Here is a 20,063-nt window from a genome sequence, read left to right as displayed (position 1 = left end):
ATTCACACCTACGAAGAAACACGAAGCGGAGCACATCAGTAATGTCTATCGTTGAAGTCAAAGTCCCCCAGTTGTCCGAATCCGTGGCCGAGGCCACGATGCTGCAGTGGAAGAAGAAGGCCGGCGAAGCCGTCGCGGTCGATGAGATCCTGATCGAGATCGAGACCGACAAGGTCGTGCTGGAAGTTCCGGCCCCGGCCGCCGGCGTGCTGGCCGAGATCGTGGCGGGCGACGGTGCCACCGTCGTCGCCGACCAGTTGATCGCGAAGATCGACACCGAGGGCAAGGGCGCGGCAGCCGCGCCCGCCGCTGCTCCGGCGGCAGCGCCAGCGGCCGCTGCGGCTCCCGCGGCAGCCGCCGCTGCCGCCCCGGCCGGTGGCTCGAAGTCCGATGTCGCGATGCCCGCGGCAGCCAAGCTCTTGGCCGACAACAAGCTCACGACGGGCGACGTGGCCGGCACCGGCAAGGACGGCCGCGTCACCAAGGGCGACGTGCTCGGTGCGGTCGCCTCCGGCGTCACGGCCAAGGTGACTGCGCCGGTGGCCATCCCGACGGGCGCGCCCAAGACGGCGCTGCCGCAGGTCGCTGCGCCTGCCCGCGCGCCGGATCTTGGCGAGCGTCCGGAAGAGCGCGTGCCGATGAGCCGCCTGCGCGCCCGCATCGCCGAGCGCCTGCTGCAGTCGCAAGCGACCAACGCCATCCTGACCACCTTCAACGAGGTCAACATGGCGCCGGTGATGGAAATGCGCAAGCGCTACCAGGAGAAGTTCGAGAAGGAGCACGGCGTCAAGATCGGCTTCATGAGCTTCTTCGTGAAGGCCGCGGTGCATGCGCTGAAGAAATACCCGGTGATCAACGCCTCGGTGGACGGCAACGACATCGTCTACCACGGCTACTTCGACATCGGCATCGCCGTCGGTTCGCCGCGCGGCCTGGTGGTGCCGATCCTGCGCAATGCCGACCAGATGAGCTTTGCCGACATCGAGAAGAAGATCGCCGAGTACGGCCAGAAGGCCAAGGACGGCAAGCTGGGCATCGAGGAGATGACCGGCGGCACCTTCTCCATCTCCAACGGCGGCGTGTTCGGCTCGATGCTGTCGACGCCGATCATCAACCCGCCGCAGTCCGCCATCCTCGGCGTGCATGCGACCAAGGACCGCGCCGTGGTCGAGAACGGCCAGATCGTCGTGCGCCCGATGAACTACCTCGCGATGTCGTACGACCACCGCATCATCGACGGCCGTGAAGCCGTGCTGGGCCTCGTGGCCATGAAGGAGGCGCTGGAAGATCCTGCCCGCCTGCTGTTCGACATCTGAGGAGCCACCTGATGTCCAACAAGCAATTCGACGTCATCGTCATCGGTGGCGGCCCCGGCGGCTACGTCGCGGCCATCCGCGCAGCGCAGCTCGGCTTCAACGTCGCCTGCATCGACGAGTGGAAGAACGGCAAGGGCGGCCCGGCACTGGGCGGCACCTGCACCAACATCGGCTGCATTCCCTCGAAGGCGCTGCTGCAGTCGTCCGAGAACTATGACCACGCCGGGCATCACTTTGCCGACCACGGCATCAAGGTCGAGGGCCTGAGCCTCGATCTGGCCAAGATGCTGGCGCGCAAGGACGCGGTCGTGAAGCAGAACAACGACGGCATCACCTACCTGTTCAAGAAGAACAAGGTCACGTTCTTCCACGGCCGCGGCTCCTTCGTGAAGGCGTCCGGCGCCGGCTATGAGCTGAAGGTGACGGGCACGGCCGAGGAATCCATCGAGGGCAAGCACATCATCCTGGCGACCGGCTCCAATCCGCGCCCGCTGCCGGGCGCGGACTTCGACGAGGAGAACATCCTCTCGAACGACGGCGCGCTGCGCATAACCGGCGTGCCCAAGAAGCTGGGTCTGATCGGCTCCGGCGTCATCGGCCTCGAAATGGGTTCGGTCTGGCGCCGCCTGGGTGCCGAGGTCACGGTGCTCGAAGCGCTGCCGACTTTCCTCGGCGCGGTCGACGAGCAGATCGCCAAGGAAGCGCACAAGGCCTTCACCAAGCAGGGCCTGAAGATCGAGCTCGGCGTCAAGGTGGGCGAGGTCAAGTCAGGCAAGAAGGGCGTCAGCGTTGCCTGGACCAATGCCAAGGGCGAAGCGCAGACGCTCGAGGTCGACAAGCTCATCGTCTCGATCGGCCGCGTACCCAATACCATCGGCCTCAACGCCGAGGCGGTCGGCCTGAAGCTCGACGAGCGCGGCGCCATCGTGGTCGACGACGATTGCAAGACCAGCCTGCCGAACGTGTGGGCCATCGGCGACGTGGTGCGCGGCCCGATGCTCGCGCACAAGGCCGAGGAAGAGGGCGTGGCGGTGGCCGAGCGCATCGCGGGCCAGCACGGGCACGTGAACTTCAACACCGTCCCGTGGGTGATCTACACCTCGCCCGAGATCGCGTGGGTCGGCCAGACCGAGCAGCAGCTCAAGGCCGAAGGCCGCGCCTACAAGGCCGGCACCTTCCCGTTCATGGCCAACGGGCGCGCCCGTGCGCTCGGCGACACGACCGGCATGGTCAAGTTCATCGCCGATGCGGCGACCGACGAGATTCTCGGCGTTCACATCGTCGGCCCGATGGCCAGCGAGCTGATCTCCGAGGCGGTGGTGGCGATGGAGTTCAAGGCCAGCGCCGAGGACATCGCGCGCATCTGCCACGCGCATCCATCGCTGTCCGAAGCGACCAAGGAAGCTGCATTGGCCGTCGACAAGCGCACGCTCAATTTCTGACCACTTGAGCGTCAAACAGGCTTACGAAGCGGAGCTGGCTGCGCGGGGGTACCAGAGCGACCCCGCGCAGCTGCGCGCTGTCGAAGCGCTCGATCGCTGCGCGAGCGAGTGGGGCGACTACAAGGCGCGGCGCTCCAATGCGCTCAAGAAGCTGATCAACCGGCTGGACATTCCGCGCGGCGTCTACATGTACGGCGGGGTGGGGCGCGGCAAGAGCTTCCTGATGGATTGCTTCTACAACGCGGTCCCGCTCAGGCGCAAGACCCGGCTGCACTTCCACGAGTTCATGCGCGAGGTCCATCGCGAGCTGGCCGAGCTGCAGGGCACGGTCAACCCGCTCGACGAACTCGGGCGCCGGATCGCCAAGCGCTACAAGCTGATCTGCTTCGACGAGTTCCATGTCGCCGACATCACCGATGCGATGATCCTGCATCGGCTGCTGACGGCGCTGTTCGAGAACGGGGTGGGCTTCGTCACGACCTCGAATTTCAAGCCCGACGATCTCTATCCCGGCGGGCTGCATCGCGACCGCATCCTGCCCGCGATCGCGCTGCTCAACGAGCGGCTCGAGGTGATCAGCGTCGACAACGGCACCGACTACCGTCGCCGCACGCTGGAGCAGGTACGCCTCTACCTCACGCCCAACGGCGCGGCGGCCGACAAGGAGATGCGCCACGCCTTCGAGCGCCTCGCCGAAAGCGCGGACGAGAACCCCGTGCTGCACATCGAGTCGCGCGAGATCCACGCGCGCCGCAAGGCCGGCGGCGTGGTCTGGTTCGACTTCAAGACCCTGTGCGGCGGTCCGCGTTCGCAGAACGACTACCTGGAGATCGCGACCCAGTTCCACACCGTGCTCCTGTCCGACGTGCCGTACATGCCGGTGCGCATGGCCTCTGAAGCACGTCGTTTCACATGGCTGGTCGACGTGTTCTACGATCGGCGCGTGAAGCTCATCATGTCGGCGGAGGTTCCGCCGGAGGCGTTGTACACCGAGGGTCCGCTGGCCCACGAATTTCCTCGCACCGTGTCCAGACTCAACGAAATGCAGTCGGCCGAATTCCTCGCGCTCGAGCGCCGCGTCGTCGACACCCGCCTCACATGAAGAACACCGTCCTTGCACTCTTGATGGCCTTGACCGCGCTGCCACTGTGGGCGCAGTCCACCGCCACGACCGGCAACACCGATTTCGAAGCGGAGCGAGCGCGCCTGTCGCAGGAGCGCAAGGTGGTCGAAGGACGCTTCCAGACCGAGCAGAAGGCCTGCTACCAGAAGTTTGCGGTCGAGGGCTGCCTGGAAGACAGTCGCCGGCGCCGGCGCACCGCCACCGACGACATCAAGCGCCAGGAAGCCGCCATCAACGACATCGAACGCAAGCGCCGCGGGGCCGCTGCGCTCGATCGGCTCGAGGAAAAAAAGGCCAGCCCGCGCCCGCAGGACACACCCTCGCAGCGCGAGCAGTCGATCAAGAACCAGGAGGAGCGCGAGCAGCGCTCGGCCGATCATGCGACGAGCCGCGCCCGCCTGGCCTCCGATGCCGCCCTGCGGAAACGCGAGCTCGAAGACAAGCAGCGCGCGCATGCCGAGAACCAGGCCAAGGCTGCTGCCCGGCGTGCCGAGGCGCCGGTCGAGCGCGAAGCCTACGAGCGCAAGCAGCAGAAGGCAGAGGAGCATCGCGCCGATCGCGAGCGCCGCAACGCCGAGAAGACGAAGGACAAGGCCCGTTCGCCGTCCTTGCCGACGCCGCCTTGAGCGCGTGCCGGCGGCTCGGCCTCAGTCCGCAGCGTCCGCAGGCACCGGAAGCGCTTCGAGCTTCAGCACGACCAGCGAAATATTGTCCCCGGTGCCGCGCGCGCGGCGCCGCGCTTCCGACACCAGCAGTTCGGCTGCCGCGCGCGGCGATTGTTCGTGCAGCACCCTGCCCATCTCCTCCGGCGTGAAGTAGTGCCAGAGCCCGTCGCTGCAGGCCATCAGCAGATCGTCGGGTTCCAGCTTGGGAACCAGGTGGATGTCGACCGGCGGCGGCGTGGACTTCATGCCGAGGCAGCCGAGCAGGATGTTTCCTTGCGGGTGGATGTTGGCTTCCGCCTCGCTGATCTCGCCGCGGTCCACCAGCGCCTGCACGTAGGAGTGGTCCTTGGTTCGCTTGATCAGCTGGCCGTTGCGGAAATGGTAGATGCGCGAATCGCCCGCATGGATCCAGACGCAGTCGCCTCCCGGATTCATGAGGAACGCCGCCAGCGTGCTGTGCGGCTCCTCCTCGCTGGAGATCGCGGTGAGCTTGATCACCGTGTTGGCGTCTTCCAGCAGCTGCCGCAGTATGGCCACGGCCTCGTCGCGACCCGGCTTGTAGCGCGAGAACAACTGGCGTGCCGTCATCAGCACCTGGTCCGATGCCTTGCGCCCCCCGCTGCGTCCACCCATGCCGTCGGCGACGACGCCGAGCACGCAACCCGGCGTGCGCGGGTGGTTCATGATCAGGACCTGGTCCTGCTGGTAGGGGCGGTCCCCCTTGTGAAGACCGGTGGCCGCTGCGAGTCGAAAGCCTGGGGTCGTGGGCGCGGAGGCGACGGTGGCTCGGTCTTTCATGTGGTCGTGTGATGGAAACGAAGACGTATTATCGAGTCAACCCCGCGCGAAGCCCGAATCGCCGTTGCATCGTCTTCGCATCGCCCCCGTTGGACTCCAATCTTCACTCCTTTTCCCGTCAGCTGATCGAACTGCGCATCGAGCACGCCGACCTGGACGCCACCATCGACCGACTCGTCGAGGCCGTGCCGCAGGACGAACTGCTGCTGCGGCGCTTGAAGAAAAGGCGGCTCGCCCTGCGCGACCAGATCGTCCGCCTGGAGCGCATGCTCGATCCGCAAGAGCCCGCCTGATGTCGCTCGATCAAATGGTGCGCGACGCCTTCGCGCAGGACGGTGTGCTGTCGCACGCGGCCGAACAGTTCCGCGAGCGCGAAGGCCAGACCCAGATGGCCCTGGCCGTGGCCCGCACCATCGACCAGGGCGGCGTGCTCGTGGTCGAGGCCGGCACCGGCGTCGGCAAGACCTTCTCCTACCTGGTGCCGGCGCTGCTGAGCGGCGAGCGCGTGCTGCTCTCGACTGCCACCAAGACGCTGCAGGACCAGCTCTTCGGGCGCGATCTGCCGCGGCTGGTCGAGGCGCTGGGCCTGCCGGTGCGCACCGCACTGCTCAAGGGGCGGGCGAGCTACCTGTGCCTGCATCGCCTCGACTTGGCGCGCCATGACGCGTCCCTGCCCGAACGCGGCAGCGTTCGCACGCTGGCGAAGATCGAGCAGTGGTCGAAGGCCACCCGCACCGGCGACCTGGCCGAGCTGCCGGGCCTGGACGAGCGCTCGCCGCTGATTCCGCTGGTGACCTCCACGCGCGAGAACTGCCTGGGCGCGCAATGCCCGCAGTTCAAGCCCTGCCACGTCAACCTGGCGCGCCGCGAGGCGATGGCGGCCGACGTGGTGGTCATCAACCATCACCTGTTCTTCGCCGACCTGGCGGTGCGTGAATCGGGCATGGCGGAACTGCTGCCGACCGTGCGCGTGGTCGTGTTCGACGAAGCGCACCAGCTCAACGAGACCGGCGTGCAGTTCCTCGGCGTGCAGCTCGGCAGCGGGCAGGCGCTGGATTTCGCGCGCGACATGCTGGCCGCCGGCCTGCAGCAGGCGCGCGGGCTGGTCGACTGGCAGCAGCTGGTGGCTGCAGTCGAACGCGGCGCGCGCGAATTGCGGCTCGCGGCTGGCAAGCAGTGGCCCGGTGCCAAGCTGCGCTGGGCAGGCGCGTCGCCGGAGGCCGTGCCTGCCGAGGCCTGGCAGGCCGCGCTCGACGCCCTGCAGCAGGCCTTCGAGCACGCAGCGCGGGCACTCGACACGGTGAGCGAACTCTCGCCCGATTTCGTGCGCCTGCACGAGCGCGCGGAACAGCTCGCGGAACGCGCGACCCGTTTTGCCCAGGCCTGCCCCGCGGAATCGGTGCGATGGGTGGACGTGGGCACGCAGCTGCGGCTGGTGGAGTCGCCGCTGGATATTGCCGAGGCGGTGCGCACGCGCGTGCTCAAGGCCGACGCGGTCGATCCGGAAGAACAGGGACGTGCCTGGGTGTTCACCTCGGCCACGCTCGGCGACGATCCGAAGCTGCGCTGGTTCACCGAACCCTGCGGGCTCGACGACGCCGAGGTGCTGCGCGTCCAGAGTCCCTTCGACTACGCGCGCCAGGCTGCGCTCTACGTTCCGCGCGCATTTCCCAAACCCAGCGATCCGGCACACAGCGTGCAGGTGGCGACGCTCGCGGCCCGGGGCGCCGAGGCCTTGGGCGGACGCACGCTGGTGCTCACGACCACGCTGCGTGCACTGCGCACCATCGGCGATGCCATCAAGCAGCAGTTCGAGCGGCTGGAAGCCGGGCGCCGGCCGGAGGTGCTGGTGCAGGGCGAGTTGCCCAAGCGCGCGCTGATGGACCGCTTCCGCGAAGGTGCGGCCGACGGGCGTGCCGGCTGCGTGCTGGTGGCCTCGGCCTCGTTCTGGGAAGGATTCGATGCGCCTGGCGATGCGCTGCAGCTGGTCGTGATCGACAAGCTGCCTTTTCCGCCGCCGAACGATCCGCTCGTTGAAGCGCGTTCGCAGCGCCTCGAATCGCAAGGTCGCAGCGCCTTCAGCGACTATTCGCTGCCGGAAGCGGCCGTGGCCCTCAAGCAGGGCGCAGGGCGCCTGATCCGGCGCGAAACCGACAGGGGCGTGCTGGTGATCTGCGACACGCGGCTGGTCGCGATGGGCTACGGGCGGCGGCTGCTGGCGGCCTTGCCGCCGATGCGCAGGCTGGACAGCGAAGACGCGTTCGACGCCGCGCTGCTGGAACTCGCGGGCTGAAAATCAAAAGGCCCGGAAAGGGCCTTTGTTGGAGTCGTTACCAGAGCTTCCACCAGGGGTCGTCCTTGGCCCTGAAGCCGCGCGTCAGGTATTCGCTCTTCGGGTAGTTGCTGGTCAGCACGCGCTTGGCGTCGTCGCGCAGGTCGGTCAGGCCGAGCGCGTCGTAGGACTGGACCATGATGTACAGCGCCTCTTCGAGCGCCGGCACTTCGCGGTAGTCGGCCAGGGCCAGCTGGGCGCGGTTGATGGCCGCCAGGTAGGCGCCGCGCGTGTAGTAGTAGCGCGCCACATGCACTTCGTACTGGGCCAGCGAGTTGACGATGTAGTTCATGCGCAGGCGCGCATCGGGCGTGTAGCGCGATTCCGGGAAGCGGGTGATCAGTTCCTTGAACGCCTCGAAGGACTCCTTGGCTGCCTTCTGGTCGCGTTCGGACAGGTCCTGCCGCGTCATCCACGCGAACAGGCCGAGGTCGTCGTTGAAGTTGATCACGCCCTTGAGGTAGATCGCGTAGTCGAGCGCGGGGCTGGCGGGGTGCAGCTTGATGAAGCGATCGAGGGTCGCGATGGCCGCGGGCCTTTCGCCGGCCTTGTACTGCGCATAGGCCTTGTCCAGCTGTGCTTGCTGCGCGAGCGGCGTGCCGGCGGCGCGGCCTTCGAGCTTCTCGAACAGCGGCACGGCCTTGTCGTAGGCGCCGGAGCTGGCTTCTTCCTTGGCTTCGGAGTAGATGCGGTTGGGACTCCAGTTCGCGGTCCGATCGACGGTGGTCGACGAGCAGCCGGCCACGAGCCACGCGGCCGCGCAAAGAGCCAGCCAGCCGGGGACAACCGATAATTTGGCGCGAAACATCACATAAGGCTTTCGTGAAACAGGTGCCGTCAATTATATCGGCCGACCCCCTGGACGAATCCCCAGGCGCGGTCGAGCACGACGAGGGCGCGGAGCTGTCCGAGCCGAGCGAGATTCGCAACTTCCTGTTCGGCCAGGACGAGCATGGGCAGCGGCTCGACCGTGCGCTGGCCGCGCTGGTGCCCGAGTTTTCGCGCAGCTACCTGCAGCAACTGATCGAAGCCGGCATGGTGGCGATCCAGGGGCGCGTGCTCACCAAGGCTTCGACCACGGTGCATGCGGGCGCTGCCGGGCGCATCGAGCTGCGGCCCACGCCGCAGAGCCAGGCTTTCCGGCCCGAACCGATGCCGATCACCGTGCTGCACGAGGACGAACACCTGCGCGTCATCGACAAGCCGGCCGGTCTCGTGGTCCATCCGGCACCCGGCAACTGGAGCGGCACGCTGCTCAACGGCCTGCTGGCCCTGGACCCGCGGGCCGCGCTGCTGCCGCGCGCCGGCATCGTGCACCGGCTCGACCGCGACACCAGCGGCCTGATGGTGGTCGCGCGCAGCCGTTGCGCGATGGATGCGCTGGTGGCGCTGATTGCGGCACGCGAGGTCACGCGCCAATACCTCGCGCTCGCGCATCGCAGCTGGCAGGGCGCCGCTGCGCGCCACGTGGACGCCGCGATCGGGCGCGACCCGCGCAACCGGCTGCGCATGGCGGCGGTCGATCTGCAGCGGCATTCGGGCAAGCCCGCGCGCACGCTGATCGAAGCGCTGGACAGCAACGAGCAGGGCTGCGCCGTGCGCTGCACGCTGGAGACCGGGCGCACGCACCAGATCCGCGTGCACATGGCTTCGATCGGCCATCCGCTGGTCGGCGACACGCTCTACGGCGGCGCTGCCGCGGCCGGCCTCGCACGGCAGGCGCTGCACGCCTTCAGGCTCGCGTTCGTGCATCCGGTCACGCATCAGCCGATGGAGTTTCGCGCGCCGCCCCCGCCCGATCTGGTGCAGGCTTTGCAGGCCTGGGGGCTGGATTACAATCGTGCCTGACGGCCCCGAGGGCCGCGCCGGCCACCCGATGCCGGCCTTGCTGCAAAGCGCCTGCGGGCCGGCAGCGCCTCTTCATCCTTCTGAAATCAAGCGTCCTTCGTGGCGCCTTTTTCCCGGATACCGCGAACCATGAATACGGCGGATGCCAAGCGCATTCTCGAAACCGCCTTGATCTGTTCGACGCAGCCCTTGCCGGTGCGCGAACTGCGCGTGCTGTTCGACGACGAACTGGGCGCCGACACGATCAAGTCGTTGTTGCTCGAACTGCAGGAAGACTGGTCGCAACGCGGCCTGGAGCTCGTGAGCGTCGCCACCGGCTGGCGCTTCCAGAGCCGTCCCGAACTGCGCGACCATCTCGATCGCCTGCACCCGGAAAAGCCGCCGCGCTATACCCGCGCCGCGCTCGAAACGCTGGCAATCATTGCCTACCGCCAGCCGGTCACGCGCGGCGACATGGAAGACATCCGCGGCGTCACCATCAATTCGCTGATCCTGAAGCAGCTCGAAGACCGCAACTGGGTCGAGGTGATCGGGCATCGCGAGACGGTCGGCCGGCCGGCGCTCTATGCGACCACGCGCCAGTTTCTCGACGACCTGGGCCTGGCTTCGCTGGATCAATTGCCGGTCATCGAATCGCCGGCGCAGCAGGGTGCCTTGATCGACGCGCTCGAACAGGCGTCCGGCGGCGACCAGCCGGCCTTGCCGATCGACGAGTCTTCCGTCGAGACCGCAGAGGCCGTGAGCGAGGCCGAAACCGAGGCGGTTGCCGAAACCTTGCCCGAGCCCGAGCCCGAAACCTTGCCCGAGCCCGAGCCCGAGCCCGAGCCCGAGCCCGAGCCCGAGCCTGAACTCCAGTCCTCGTCCCCCATCGAGCCCGATGCCGAGCCCGATGAGGTTGACATCACCGTCGTCTCCTCCGGAACCCGACCATGAGCCCATCCGATCCCGATGATGCAGCGACGCTGCCGGCCGAACCTGTTTCCGAAGATCGTGCGGCGGCGACCCCCGCACAGCCCGCGGACGGCGTGACCGAGCCGAGCCCCGAAGGCGCAGGCGAGGCGGAGGCGCCTCGCAAGCGGCGGCCGCGCCGGCGCAAGCCCGCTGGCCAGGCCCCCGTCGAGATGGCGGTGGAAGCGGCCGAATTCACCCCGCCGGCGGCCGGTGAAGCGCAGAACGTGGCCGAGGACGACCTGGACGACGAGGAAGAGCCGGACGAGGAGGAAGACGACCTCGACCGGGCTCGCCGCGCCGCCGAGCGCGAGCAGCGCAATGCCCCGCCGCCCGAGCCGATCCGTTTTGCCGATGTCATCTCGGGCCAGTTCGATGCCGACGAGGAAAGCCCCGAGGTCCCGCCGCTCAAGCGCGTGCTGCTGCCTGAAGCCGATTCGCCCAAGCTGCACAAGGTGCTGGCGCAGGCCGGCCTCGGCTCGCGGCTCGAGATGGAGCAGCTCATCCTGCAGGGCCGCATCTCCGTCAACAACGAGCCGGCCCACATCGGCCAGCGCATCCAGTTCGGCGACCAGGTCAAGATCAACGGCAAGCCGATCCGCTACCGCATCGCGCCGCCGCCGGCGCGCGTGATCGCCTACCACAAGCCGGTCGGCGAAGTCGTCACGCACGACGATCCGCAGAACCGTCCGACGGTGTTCCGCAAGCTGCCGCGCCTCCAGCAGGGCAAGTGGCAATCGGTCGGTCGCCTCGACCTGAATACCGAAGGCCTCCTGCTTTTCACCAGCTCGGGCGAACTGGCCAACCAGCTCATGCACCCGCGCTTCGGGCTGGAGCGCGAGTACGCGGTCCGTGTGCTGGGTGCCCTCAGCAGCGAGGAAAAGCAGCGCCTGCTCGAAGGCGTGCGGCTCGACGACGGCATGGCCCACTTCGGCACCATCGAAGAGGGCGGCGGCGAAGGCTCGAACTGCTGGTACCGCGTCACCATTTCCGAAGGCCGCAACCGCGAAGTGCGTCGCCTGTTCGAATCGGTCGGCCACGCGGTCAGCCGCCTGATCCGCATCCGCTACGGTGCGATGGTGCTGCCGCGCGGTCTCAAGCGCGGCGCCTGGATGGAGCTCGACGAGCGTGACATCCGCGCGCTGTTCCAGGCAGCCGGCGGTGCCGGCGAACGGCCGGGACGCGCGGGCGGCGGCCCGAAGGGACCGGGCCCGGAGGGCGGCGGCCGCAACAACCGCAACCGCAAGCGCCGCGGCAATCGCAACAACGGCGGCGGCGCGCAGGCCGAAGGCCGCGAGCCGCCGATCCCGAATCCGCTGGGCAGCGGTCCGGCGGCGCGGGGCGACCGGAATCGGGGAGGCGGCAATGGCGGTCCACCGCAGCAGGGCCGCCGCAACCGCCGCGACGACCGACAGGGCGGCAACCGCGGCGAGGATCGTCCGCCGAGCGGCGCCAACCAGCCCGATCCGATGAAGACTTCGCTCGGCTATATCGGGGCCGACAGCTTCTCGCGCCAGCGCAAGGAACAGCGTTCCGGCCCGCGACGCGGCGGCCCGCCCGGTGCGGGCGGGGGCAATTTCGGCGGGCAGGGCGGCGGGCGGCGCCGCGGCCGCTGAAATCGCGCATCGGTCGCGGTCTTTCACCGGCCCGTCACGGGTGGTGTCGAGCGCGCCGGTTAAAATCAGAGGCTTTGTCAAGGCAGTGCAACCGAAGCGTTGCGGCTTGACGGAACTCATCGAAATCCAAGCTCTCAGGAAAGCAACTCAATGGCCATCGAACGCACCCTCTCCATCATCAAGCCCGACGCCGTGGCGAAGAACGTCATCGGCAAGATCGTCTCCCGCTTCGAGGCTGCCGGCCTCAAGATCGTGGCGGCCAAGCTGGTGCATCTGTCGCGCGCCGACGCCGAGCAGTTCTACGCGGTGCACAAGGAGCGTTCCTTCTTCAAGGATCTGGTCGAGTTCATGATCTCCGGCCCCGTGTTCGTGCAGGCACTGGAGGGCGAGGACGCCATCATCAAGAACCGCGACCTGATGGGCGCGACCGATCCCAAGAAGGCAGCCCCGGGCACCATCCGCGCCGACTTCGCGGACAGCATCGATGCCAACGCCGTGCACGGCTCCGACGCCGTCGACACCGCGAAGGTCGAAATCGGCTTCTTCTTCCCCGAGCTCAAGGCACGCTGAGGCGGAGCCTTCCCACGCAATGACCACGGCCAACCTGCTCGATTTCGATCTCGAGGGGCTGGCTGCGTTCTGCGAAAAGCTCGGCGAGAAGCGCTTCCGCGCCACCCAGCTGTTCCGCTGGATCCACCAGCGCGGCGCGAGCGATTTCGCGCACATGACCGACCTTGCGAAGTCGCTGCGCGAGAAGCTCGCGGGCAGCGCGCGCGTCGAGGCGCTGCCGATGATCACGCAGCACGAATCGGCCGACGGCACCATCAAGTGGCTGTTCGACGTCGGCGACGGCAATGCGGTCGAGGCCGTGTTCATTCCCGAGGACGACCGCGGCACGCTGTGCGTCTCTTCGCAGGCCGGCTGCGCCGTCGGCTGCCGTTTCTGCTCGACCGGGCACCAGGGCTTCAGCCGCAACCTGACGACGGGCGAGATCGTCGCCCAGCTGTGGTTCGCCGAACACTTCCTGCGCCGGCACCTGAAGCGCACTGCCGATCAGGAAGGGCGCGTGATCTCCAACGTCGTGATGATGGGCATGGGCGAGCCGCTGCAGAACTATGCGGCGCTGGTGCCGGCCCTGCGCACCATGCTCGACGACAACGCCTATGGCCTGTCGCGCCGCCGCGTGACGGTGTCGACCTCGGGCGTGGTGCCGATGATCGATCGGCTCGGCGCCGACTGCCCGGTGGCGCTCGCGGTGTCGCTGCATGCGCCCAACGACGCGCTGCGCGACGACCTGGTGCCGCTCAACCGCAAGTACCCGATCGCCGAGCTGCTCGAGGCCTGCCAGCGCTACCTCGCGCACGCGCCGCGCGACTTCATCACCTTCGAGTACTGCATGCTCGACGGCGTGAACGACCAGCCCGAGCATGCGCGCCAACTGGTCGATCTGGTGCGCTCGCAGAGGATCTCCTGCAAGTTCAACCTGATTCCTTTCAATCCTTTCCCGGCGTCCGGCCTGCTGCGTTCGCCGCAGCCGCGCGTGCTGGCCTTCGCCAAGGTGCTGAGCGAAGCCGGCATCGTGACCACCGTGCGCAAGACGCGCGGCGACGACATCGATGCGGCCTGCGGCCAGCTGGCGGGCGACGTGAAAGACCGGACCCATGCGGCCGAGCGCATGGCGCAGCGGCGCACCGTCGTGCTGCACCCGGCCCGCAAGAAGGCCGCCACTTCCACTGCCCAGGAGCCATGAACCGATGAGCCAGGCCTTTCCGATCGTGCACCAGCGAGTGATGCAAGCGCTCTTCGGCCTTGCGGCCGCGTTCCTGCTCGCCGGCTGCGCTACCAAGGACCCTTCCGCGCCGGGCACGGGCAGCAGCAATGCCGCACCCATCATCACGGACTCGGACGAAACCAACGCCCGCAAGCGCGCCCGGCTGCGCGTCGAACTGGCCATCGGCTACTTCGAGCAGGGGCAGACCACCGTGGCGCTGGACGAGATCAAGCAGGCCCTGGCCAACGATCCGACCTTCGCCGATGCCTACAACCTGCGCGGCCTGGTCTACATGCGTCTCGACGATGCGCCTCAGGCCGAAGACAGCTTCCGCCGCGCGATCGCGCTGAACCCGCGCGAGGCGAACACCTTGCACAACTACGGATGGCTGCTGTGCCAGCAGAACCGCTTCGGCGACGCGCAGCAGCAGTTCTCGGCTGCGTTGGCCATCCCCACCTACGGCGACCGTTCCAAGACGCTCATGACGCAGGGCGTGTGCCAGCTCCGCGCCGGCCAGCGTGCCGAGGCAGAGCGCAGCCTGACGCAGGCCTACGAACTCGATGCCGGCAACCCGGTGGTCGGCTTCAATCTGGCCTCGCTGCTCGCGCAGCGCGAGGACTGGTCGCGCGCGCAGTTCTACATCCGCCGCGTCAACAACAGTCCGTCGGCCAATGCCGAGACGCTCTGGCTCGGCATCAAGATCGAACGCCGCCTCAACAACCGTGAAGCGATCACGCAACTCGCGAGCCAGTTGCAGCGGCGCTTCCCCCAGTCGCGGGAGGCGATTGCGTACGAGCGCGGGAATTTCAATGATTGAGAAGGCCAGCGAATTCGGGGCTTCGGCCGCGGTGCCGCTGGTGAGCGGCGACAGCACCTTCATGACGGCCGGCGACATGCTGCGCGAGGCGCGCGAGGCCCACGGTCTGCACATCGACATGGTGGCGGCCGCGCTCAAGGTGTCGACGCAGAAGCTGGCGGCACTGGAGGCCGACGACATCGACGCCTTGCCCGATCCAGTGTTCGCGCGTGCCCTGGCCGCGAGCGTGTGCCGGGCGCTGCGGATCGACCCGGCACCTGTGCTGGCGAAGCTGCCCGGCGCGCAGCCCGCGGGCCTGGCGGAGGCCGACCGCACCATCAGCAAGAGCCTGCGCTCGGCCGCGCCGCGCTCGGGCGGCGTCGGCGGTTCGAACGGGCAACCGTCGCGCGCGCTGCTGATCGTGGTCCTGCTGCTGCTGATCGGCGCCGCGGTGCTGTTCTGGCTGCCGCAGTCGGTCTTCGATCGGATCGGCGAGTCGATCTCTCGCCTGACGGCCGCCAGCAACAACATCGAGGCTTCGCCGTCGACGGAACGGTCGGCAGTGGTCAGCGGCACGGTCGTCGAGGCGGTACCACCCGCGGCACCAGTCGCTGCCGCTGCGGCTCCTGCAGCGCCCATCATTCCGCCGGCAGCGGCACCGGCGGCACCTGCGGCCCAGACGGCGGCAGCAGCGCCTGCCGTGGCCGGTGCCAGCCTGATCGTCTTCGTCGCGCGCGAAGACTCGTGGGTCACGGTGAACGAAGGCAACGGCAAGTCCTTGCTGCGGCGCACGGTGCAGGCCGGCGAGACCGTCGGGGTGACGGGCGCGCCACCCCTGTCGGTGGTCGTCGGTCGTGCCTCGGGTATCGAGGTGCAAGTGCGCGGCAAGGCTTTCGACCTGGCGCCCCTGACGCGTTCGGGCGGCGTCGCGCGTTTCGAGGTCAAGCCATGAACGACGACACGTCGAGCCCCCTGAGCTGCCTGCCGATCGAGTCCGCTGCGCCGCGGCCGCGCCGTTCGCGCCAGGCCAGCGTGGTCTGGGGGCCGCGCACCGTCACCGTGGGCGGCGACGCCCCGGTGCGCGTGCAGTCGATGACCAATACCGACACCGTCGACGCGATCGGCACCGCGATCCAGGTCAAGGAACTGGCGCTGGCCGGCTCGGAGATGGTGCGCATCACCGTCAACACGCCGGAAGCGGCGGCGCAGGTGCCCTACATCCGCGAACAGCTCGATCGCATGGGCGTCGACGTGCCGCTGATCGGCGACTTCCATTACAACGGCCACCGCCTGCTCACCGACTATCCGGCCTGTGCCGAGGCGCTCAGCAAGTACCGCATCAACCCCGGCAACGTCGGCAAGGGCGACAAGCACGACCGCCAGTTCGGCCAGATGATCGATGCGGCCATGCGCTGGAACAAGCCGGTGCGCATCGGCGTCAACTGGGGCAGCCTCGACCAGGAACTGCTGTCCAGCCTGATGGACATCAACAGCCAGCGCCCAGAGCCGTGGGACGCGAAGCAGGTGATGTACGAGGCCTTGGTGACTTCGGCGATCGATTCCGCGCAGCTCGCCGAATCGATGGGCATGAACGGCAGCCAGGTCATCCTGAGCTGCAAGGTCAGCGGCGTGCAGGATCTGGTCTCGGTCTACCGCGAACTCGCCAAGCGCTGCGACTACGCGCTGCACCTGGGCCTGACCGAAGCGGGCATGGGCACCAAGGGCACAGTGGCTTCGGCCACGGCGCTGTCGATCCTGCTGCAGGAAGGCATCGGCGACACGATCCGCGTCTCGCTGACGCCGCAGCCGGGCGAATCGCGCACGCAGGAGGTGCTGATCGCCAACGAGATCCTGCAGGCCCTGGGCCTGCGGGTGTTCGTGCCGAGCGTCACCGCCTGTCCGGGCTGCGGCCGCACGACCAGCACCACCTTCCAGGAACTCGCCAAAGAGATCGACGACTACCTGCGCATGCAGATGCCGGTCTGGCGCACCAAGTACCCGGGCGTCGAGACGATGAAGGTGGCCGTGATGGGCTGCATCGTCAACGGCCCGGGCGAGAGCAAGCATGCCGACATCGGCATCAGCCTGCCCGGCACCGGCGAAGCGCCCGCGGCGCCGGTTTTCATCGACGGCGAGAAGGCGCTCACGCTGCGCGGCGAGAACATCGCCGCCGAGTTCCATCAACTGGTCGAAAACTACATCGAGAAGCGTTTCGGCGGCCACGCCACCGAAGTCGCCTGACACAAGCAATGGCTGAAAAACTCAATGCCGTCAAAGGCATGAACGACATATTGCCGCCCGAATCGGCGCGCTGGGAGTGGCTCGAGGCCACCGTGCGCGAGCTGATGGCGCGCTATGCCTACCGCAACGTCCGCACGCCGATCCTGGAGCACACGGCGCTCTTCGTGCGCGGCATCGGCGAGGTCACGGACATCGTCGAGAAGGAGATGTACTCCTTTCACGACCGCTCGGACAAGTACGGCGACAACGACCACCTGACGCTGCGCCCCGAGAACACCGCCGGCATCGTACGCGCCGCGATCGAGCACAACATGCTCTACGACGGCGGCAAGCGCCTGTGGGCCATCGGCCCGATGTTCCGGCGCGAGAAGCCGCAGCGTGGGCGCTTCCGCCAGTTCCACCAGATCGACGTCGAGGCGCTGGGTTTCGCCGGGCCGGACGTCGATGCCGAACTGATCCTGTTGGCCAGCGGGCTGTGGAAGGCCATCGGCCTGACCGACGTGCGCCTGGAAATCAACAGCCTGGGCCAGCCGGCCGAGCGCGCCGAGCACCGTGCCCAGCTCATCGCGCACTTCGACGCGCACGCCGACCAGCTCGACGAGGATGCCAGGCGCCGCCTGCACAGCAATCCGCTGCGCATCCTAGACACCAAGAATCCGGCGATGAAGGCGGTGGTGGAGTCGGCGCCGAAGCTGATCGACTTTCTCGGCGCCGAGTCGCTGGCGCACTTCGAGGGGCTGAAGGCCATTCTCGACGCCAACGACATCGCCTACACCATCAACCCGCGGCTGGTGCGCGGCCTCGACTATTACAACCTCAGCGTCTTCGAATTCGTGACCGACCGGCTCGGCTCGCAGGGTACGGTGTGCGCTGGCGGGCGCTATGACGGCCTGTTCGAGCAGCTCGGCGGCAAGCCCGCGCCGGCGGTGGGTTGGGCGATCGGCGTGGAGCGTGTGCTCGAGTTGCTGAAGGAGCAGGGGACGGCGGTTCCCATTTCGACCCCCGATGCCTACGCGGTGGTGCCGGATGCGGCGGCGATGCCGGTCGCGCTGCGCACGCTGCAGCAGCTGCGCGATGCCGGCGTGCGCGTGCAGATGCACGCGGCCACCGCCGACGGCCTCGGCAGCTTCAAGTCGCAGTTCAAGAAGGCCGACGCCAGCGGCGCCGCGCACGCACTGGTCTTCGGCGCCGACGAACTCGCGCGCGGCGAGGTCACGGTCAAGGCGCTGCGCGACGGCAGCGGGGCGCAGACTGCCCGCCCGCTGGCCGAGCTGCCCGCCTGGGCCGCCACCCTACAATCCCCGGCTCCCAACAACTGACAGCGCATGGCAACCCATCTCGACCTTGAAGAACAGGAGCAGCTCGACCAGCTCCGGCATTTCTGGAACACCTACGGCACGCTGATCACCTGGTTCGTGCTGCTGGCGGCCGGCGCCTTCATGGCGTGGAACGGCTGGCAGTATTTCCAGCGCGACAAGGCGGCGCGCGCTTCGGTGCTCTATGACGAGATCGAACGCAGCGCGCAGGCGGGCGACGTGGCTCGCATCGAGCGCGCGCTGGCCGACATGAAGGAGAAGTTCGCCGGCACCGCCTACGCCCAGCAGGCCGGCCTGCTGGCGGCCAAGACCTTGAACGAGAAGGGCAATGCCGACGCCTCGCGCACAGCGCTCGCGTGGGTGGCCGAGCATGCCGTCGATCCGGGCTACCAGGCCGTCGCCAAGCTGCGCCTGGCCGCCGAACTGCTCGAAGCCAAGTCCTACGACGAGGCGCTCAAACAACTTTCGGGCAACGTGCCCAAGGAGTTCGAAGCGCTGGTGGCCGACCGCAAGGGCGACATCCACCTGGCGCAGGGCAAGCGCGGCGAGGCCAAGGCCGAGTACCAGAAGGCCTGGACCGCCTTCGCGCCCGGCACCGACTACCGCCGCCTGGTCGAGATCAAGCTCAACGCCGTCGGCGTCGACCCGAAGAGCCTGGCACCGGCCGCTGCCGGCACCGCCACCCCTGCCAAGACCACACCATGAATTTCAAGCGTTTCGTGACTCCTGCATTCATCCTGCGCGCTGGTGCGGCCGCGGTCGTGGTCGCCGCGCTCGCGGCCTGCTCGGGCACGCCCAGGCCCAAGCCCGCGGAACTGTCGGCCAACCCGGCACTCCTGGGCGTTCGCCAGGCCTGGAGCGTGCGCATTCCGGCGGTGAGCTTCCCGCTGGCGACCAACGTGAGCGGCGACATGGTGGCGGTGGCCGCCACCGACGGCACGGTGGTCATGATCGATGCGCGTTCGGGGCAGGAATCGTGGCGCGCCAGTGCCGGTGCGCCGCTGGTGGCCGGCGTGGGCAGCGATGGATCGCTGGTTGCCGTCGTCACCGCCAACAACGACTTGGTCGCCATGCAAAGCGGCAAGGTGCTGTGGAAGCAGCGGCTCACGGCCCAGGCGTACACCGCGCCGCTGGTGGCCGGCCGTCGCGTCTTCGTGCAGGCTGCCGACCGCAGCACCAGCGCCTGGGATGGCCAGAGCGGTCGTCGCCTTTGGGCACAGCAGCGCACCGCCGAAAACCTGGTGCTGAAGAGGCCCGGGGTGCTGATCGCCGTGGGCGACACCCTGGTGAGCGGTATCGGCGGCCGGCTCGCCGGCATCAATCCGGCCAACGGCATTTCGCGCTGGGAATCGCCGATCGCCGCACCGCGCGGCACGAACGACGTCGAGCGCCTGGTCGACCTGACCGGCAGCGTGAGCCGTGTCGGCGATGTCGTCTGCGCGCGCGCCTACTATGCGAGCGTCGGCTGTGTGGACACCTCGCGCGGCGCGCTGCTCTGGAGCAAGCCCGCCACGGGCGCGGACGGCGTGAGCGGCGACGACCGCTTCGTCTACGGCACCGAGGAAAACGGCAATGTGGTGGCCTGGCGCCGCGCCGACGGCGAGCGCGCCTGGCAGATCGAGAGTTTCAAGTACCGCACCCTGACCGCGCCGCTCGCGGTCGGCCGCTCGCTGGTCATCGGCGACAGCACCGGCCTCGTGCATCTGATCTCGCGCGAGGACGGCGCGCCGCTGAACCGCCTCACCCCCGATGGCTCGGCCATCGCCGCGACGCCGGTGCTTTCCGGCAACACGGTCGTGGTCGTCACCCGCAATGGCGGCGTGTTCGGCTATCGGCCTGAATAATCGATCG

Annotated in this window: 19 protein-coding genes; 17 read left to right on the top strand and 2 right to left on the bottom strand. The window is 68.2% G+C overall.

Going from position 1 to position 20,063, the window contains the following annotated elements:
• Positions 1-41 precede the first annotated feature (41 nt).
• The 4 genes from odhB to ACSQ86_RS17460 are packed head-to-tail and all read left to right on the top strand — an operon-like array spanning position 42 to position 4,507.
• On the top strand, positions 42-1,316 hold the full coding sequence (gene odhB, locus ACSQ86_RS17475) for a 2-oxoglutarate dehydrogenase complex dihydrolipoyllysine-residue succinyltransferase (RefSeq protein WP_436309307.1): 1,275 nt from the start codon (positions 42-44) through the stop codon (positions 1,314-1,316).
• Between the two features lie 11 nt (positions 1,317-1,327).
• Entirely contained in the window at positions 1,328-2,758 is a 1,431-nt protein-coding gene (gene lpdA / locus ACSQ86_RS17470) for a dihydrolipoyl dehydrogenase (protein ID WP_436304494.1), read from the top strand.
• A 4-nt stretch (positions 2,759-2,762) separates the two neighbouring features.
• Positions 2,763-3,860, top strand: coding sequence for a cell division protein ZapE (gene zapE / locus ACSQ86_RS17465; protein ID WP_093108112.1), 1,098 nt, complete (start codon positions 2,763-2,765; stop codon positions 3,858-3,860).
• Positions 3,857-4,507 carry a hypothetical protein gene (locus ACSQ86_RS17460; protein ID WP_436309306.1) on the top strand — a complete coding sequence of 217 codons (651 nt, stop codon included), beginning with the start codon at positions 3,857-3,859 and terminating at the stop codon, positions 4,505-4,507. The genes zapE and ACSQ86_RS17460 overlap by 4 nt, the downstream gene beginning before the upstream one ends.
• A 21-nt stretch (positions 4,508-4,528) precedes the next feature.
• Here the strand turns inward: ACSQ86_RS17460 and ACSQ86_RS17455 are convergent, their stop codons facing one another.
• Positions 4,529-5,344 carry a PP2C family protein-serine/threonine phosphatase gene (locus tag ACSQ86_RS17455; RefSeq protein WP_436309305.1) on the bottom strand — a complete coding sequence of 272 codons (816 nt, stop codon included), beginning with the start codon at positions 5,342-5,344 and terminating at the stop codon, positions 4,529-4,531.
• Between the two features lie 89 nt (positions 5,345-5,433).
• Here ACSQ86_RS17455 and ACSQ86_RS17450 point away from each other — a divergent pair, with 89 nt between their 5' ends.
• Entirely contained in the window at positions 5,434-5,637 is a 204-nt protein-coding gene (locus ACSQ86_RS17450; RefSeq protein ID WP_093108106.1) for a DUF465 domain-containing protein, read from the top strand.
• Positions 5,637-7,637, top strand: coding sequence for an ATP-dependent DNA helicase (locus ACSQ86_RS17445; RefSeq protein ID WP_093108104.1), 2,001 nt, complete (start codon positions 5,637-5,639; stop codon positions 7,635-7,637). Before ACSQ86_RS17450 ends, ACSQ86_RS17445 begins: the two co-directional genes overlap by 1 nt.
• Before the next feature lie 37 nt (positions 7,638-7,674).
• Here ACSQ86_RS17445 and ACSQ86_RS17440 read toward each other — a convergent pair whose 3' ends face one another.
• The gene (locus tag ACSQ86_RS17440) at positions 7,675-8,484 is read right to left on the bottom strand and encodes an outer membrane protein assembly factor BamD (protein ID WP_436304490.1); all 810 of its coding nucleotides are present in this window, start codon (positions 8,482-8,484) and stop codon (positions 7,675-7,677) included.
• Positions 8,485-8,507: 23 nt separating this feature from the next.
• On the opposite strand from ACSQ86_RS17440, the gene ACSQ86_RS17435 reads away from it, so the two are divergent.
• The 11 genes from ACSQ86_RS17435 to bamB all read left to right on the top strand — a co-directional run bounded on the left by ACSQ86_RS17435 (position 8,508) and on the right by bamB (position 20,056).
• Positions 8,508-9,524 (top strand): RluA family pseudouridine synthase, encoded by a 1,017-nt coding sequence (locus ACSQ86_RS17435; RefSeq protein ID WP_436306312.1) that lies wholly within the window; start codon positions 8,508-8,510, stop codon positions 9,522-9,524.
• Positions 9,525-9,653: 129 nt separating this feature from the next.
• Positions 9,654-10,457 (top strand): SMC-Scp complex subunit ScpB, encoded by an 804-nt coding sequence (gene scpB / locus ACSQ86_RS17430; protein WP_436309304.1) that lies wholly within the window; start codon positions 9,654-9,656, stop codon positions 10,455-10,457.
• Positions 10,454-12,088, top strand: a complete 1,635-nt coding sequence (locus ACSQ86_RS17425) for a pseudouridine synthase (protein ID WP_436304488.1) — start codon at positions 10,454-10,456, stop codon at positions 12,086-12,088. Before scpB ends, ACSQ86_RS17425 begins: the two co-directional genes overlap by 4 nt.
• Positions 12,089-12,238: 150 nt before the next feature.
• Complete coding sequence (ndk, locus tag ACSQ86_RS17420) at positions 12,239-12,658, top strand: nucleoside-diphosphate kinase (RefSeq protein WP_436292747.1); 420 nt, start codon at positions 12,239-12,241, stop codon at positions 12,656-12,658.
• A 19-nt stretch (positions 12,659-12,677) separates the two neighbouring features.
• Positions 12,678-13,838 carry a 23S rRNA (adenine(2503)-C(2))-methyltransferase RlmN gene (gene rlmN / locus ACSQ86_RS17415; RefSeq protein ID WP_436304487.1) on the top strand — a complete coding sequence of 387 codons (1,161 nt, stop codon included), beginning with the start codon at positions 12,678-12,680 and terminating at the stop codon, positions 13,836-13,838.
• Positions 13,839-13,842: 4 nt separating this feature from the next.
• Positions 13,843-14,676 (top strand): type IV pilus biogenesis/stability protein PilW, encoded by an 834-nt coding sequence (gene pilW, locus ACSQ86_RS17410; RefSeq protein ID WP_436309303.1) that lies wholly within the window; start codon positions 13,843-13,845, stop codon positions 14,674-14,676.
• Positions 14,669-15,607 carry a helix-turn-helix domain-containing protein gene (locus ACSQ86_RS17405; RefSeq protein WP_436304485.1) on the top strand — a complete coding sequence of 313 codons (939 nt, stop codon included), beginning with the start codon at positions 14,669-14,671 and terminating at the stop codon, positions 15,605-15,607. Before pilW ends, ACSQ86_RS17405 begins: the two co-directional genes overlap by 8 nt.
• Positions 15,604-16,896 carry a flavodoxin-dependent (E)-4-hydroxy-3-methylbut-2-enyl-diphosphate synthase gene (gene ispG, locus ACSQ86_RS17400; protein ID WP_093108089.1) on the top strand — a complete coding sequence of 431 codons (1,293 nt, stop codon included), beginning with the start codon at positions 15,604-15,606 and terminating at the stop codon, positions 16,894-16,896. Before ACSQ86_RS17405 ends, ispG begins: the two co-directional genes overlap by 4 nt.
• Positions 16,897-16,904: 8 nt before the next feature.
• Positions 16,905-18,215 (top strand): histidine--tRNA ligase, encoded by a 1,311-nt coding sequence (gene hisS, locus ACSQ86_RS17395; protein ID WP_436309302.1) that lies wholly within the window; start codon positions 16,905-16,907, stop codon positions 18,213-18,215.
• A gap of 6 nt (positions 18,216-18,221) precedes the next feature.
• A complete protein-coding gene (locus ACSQ86_RS17390) occupies positions 18,222-18,917 on the top strand; it encodes a YfgM family protein (protein WP_436304483.1) in 696 nt (231 codons plus the stop codon).
• A complete protein-coding gene (bamB, locus tag ACSQ86_RS17385; RefSeq protein WP_436304481.1) occupies positions 18,914-20,056 on the top strand; it encodes an outer membrane protein assembly factor BamB in 1,143 nt (380 codons plus the stop codon). Before ACSQ86_RS17390 ends, bamB begins: the two co-directional genes overlap by 4 nt.
• The last annotated feature ends 7 nt before the right edge of the window (positions 20,057-20,063 follow it).

This window comes from Variovorax sp. LjRoot130, from assembly GCF_964253755.1.
In the GTDB taxonomy this organism is placed as follows: Bacteria; Pseudomonadota; Gammaproteobacteria; order Burkholderiales; family Burkholderiaceae_C; genus Variovorax.
Note: the sequence above shows the minus strand (reverse complement) of the source record. Positions and strands in the feature narration are given on the sequence as shown.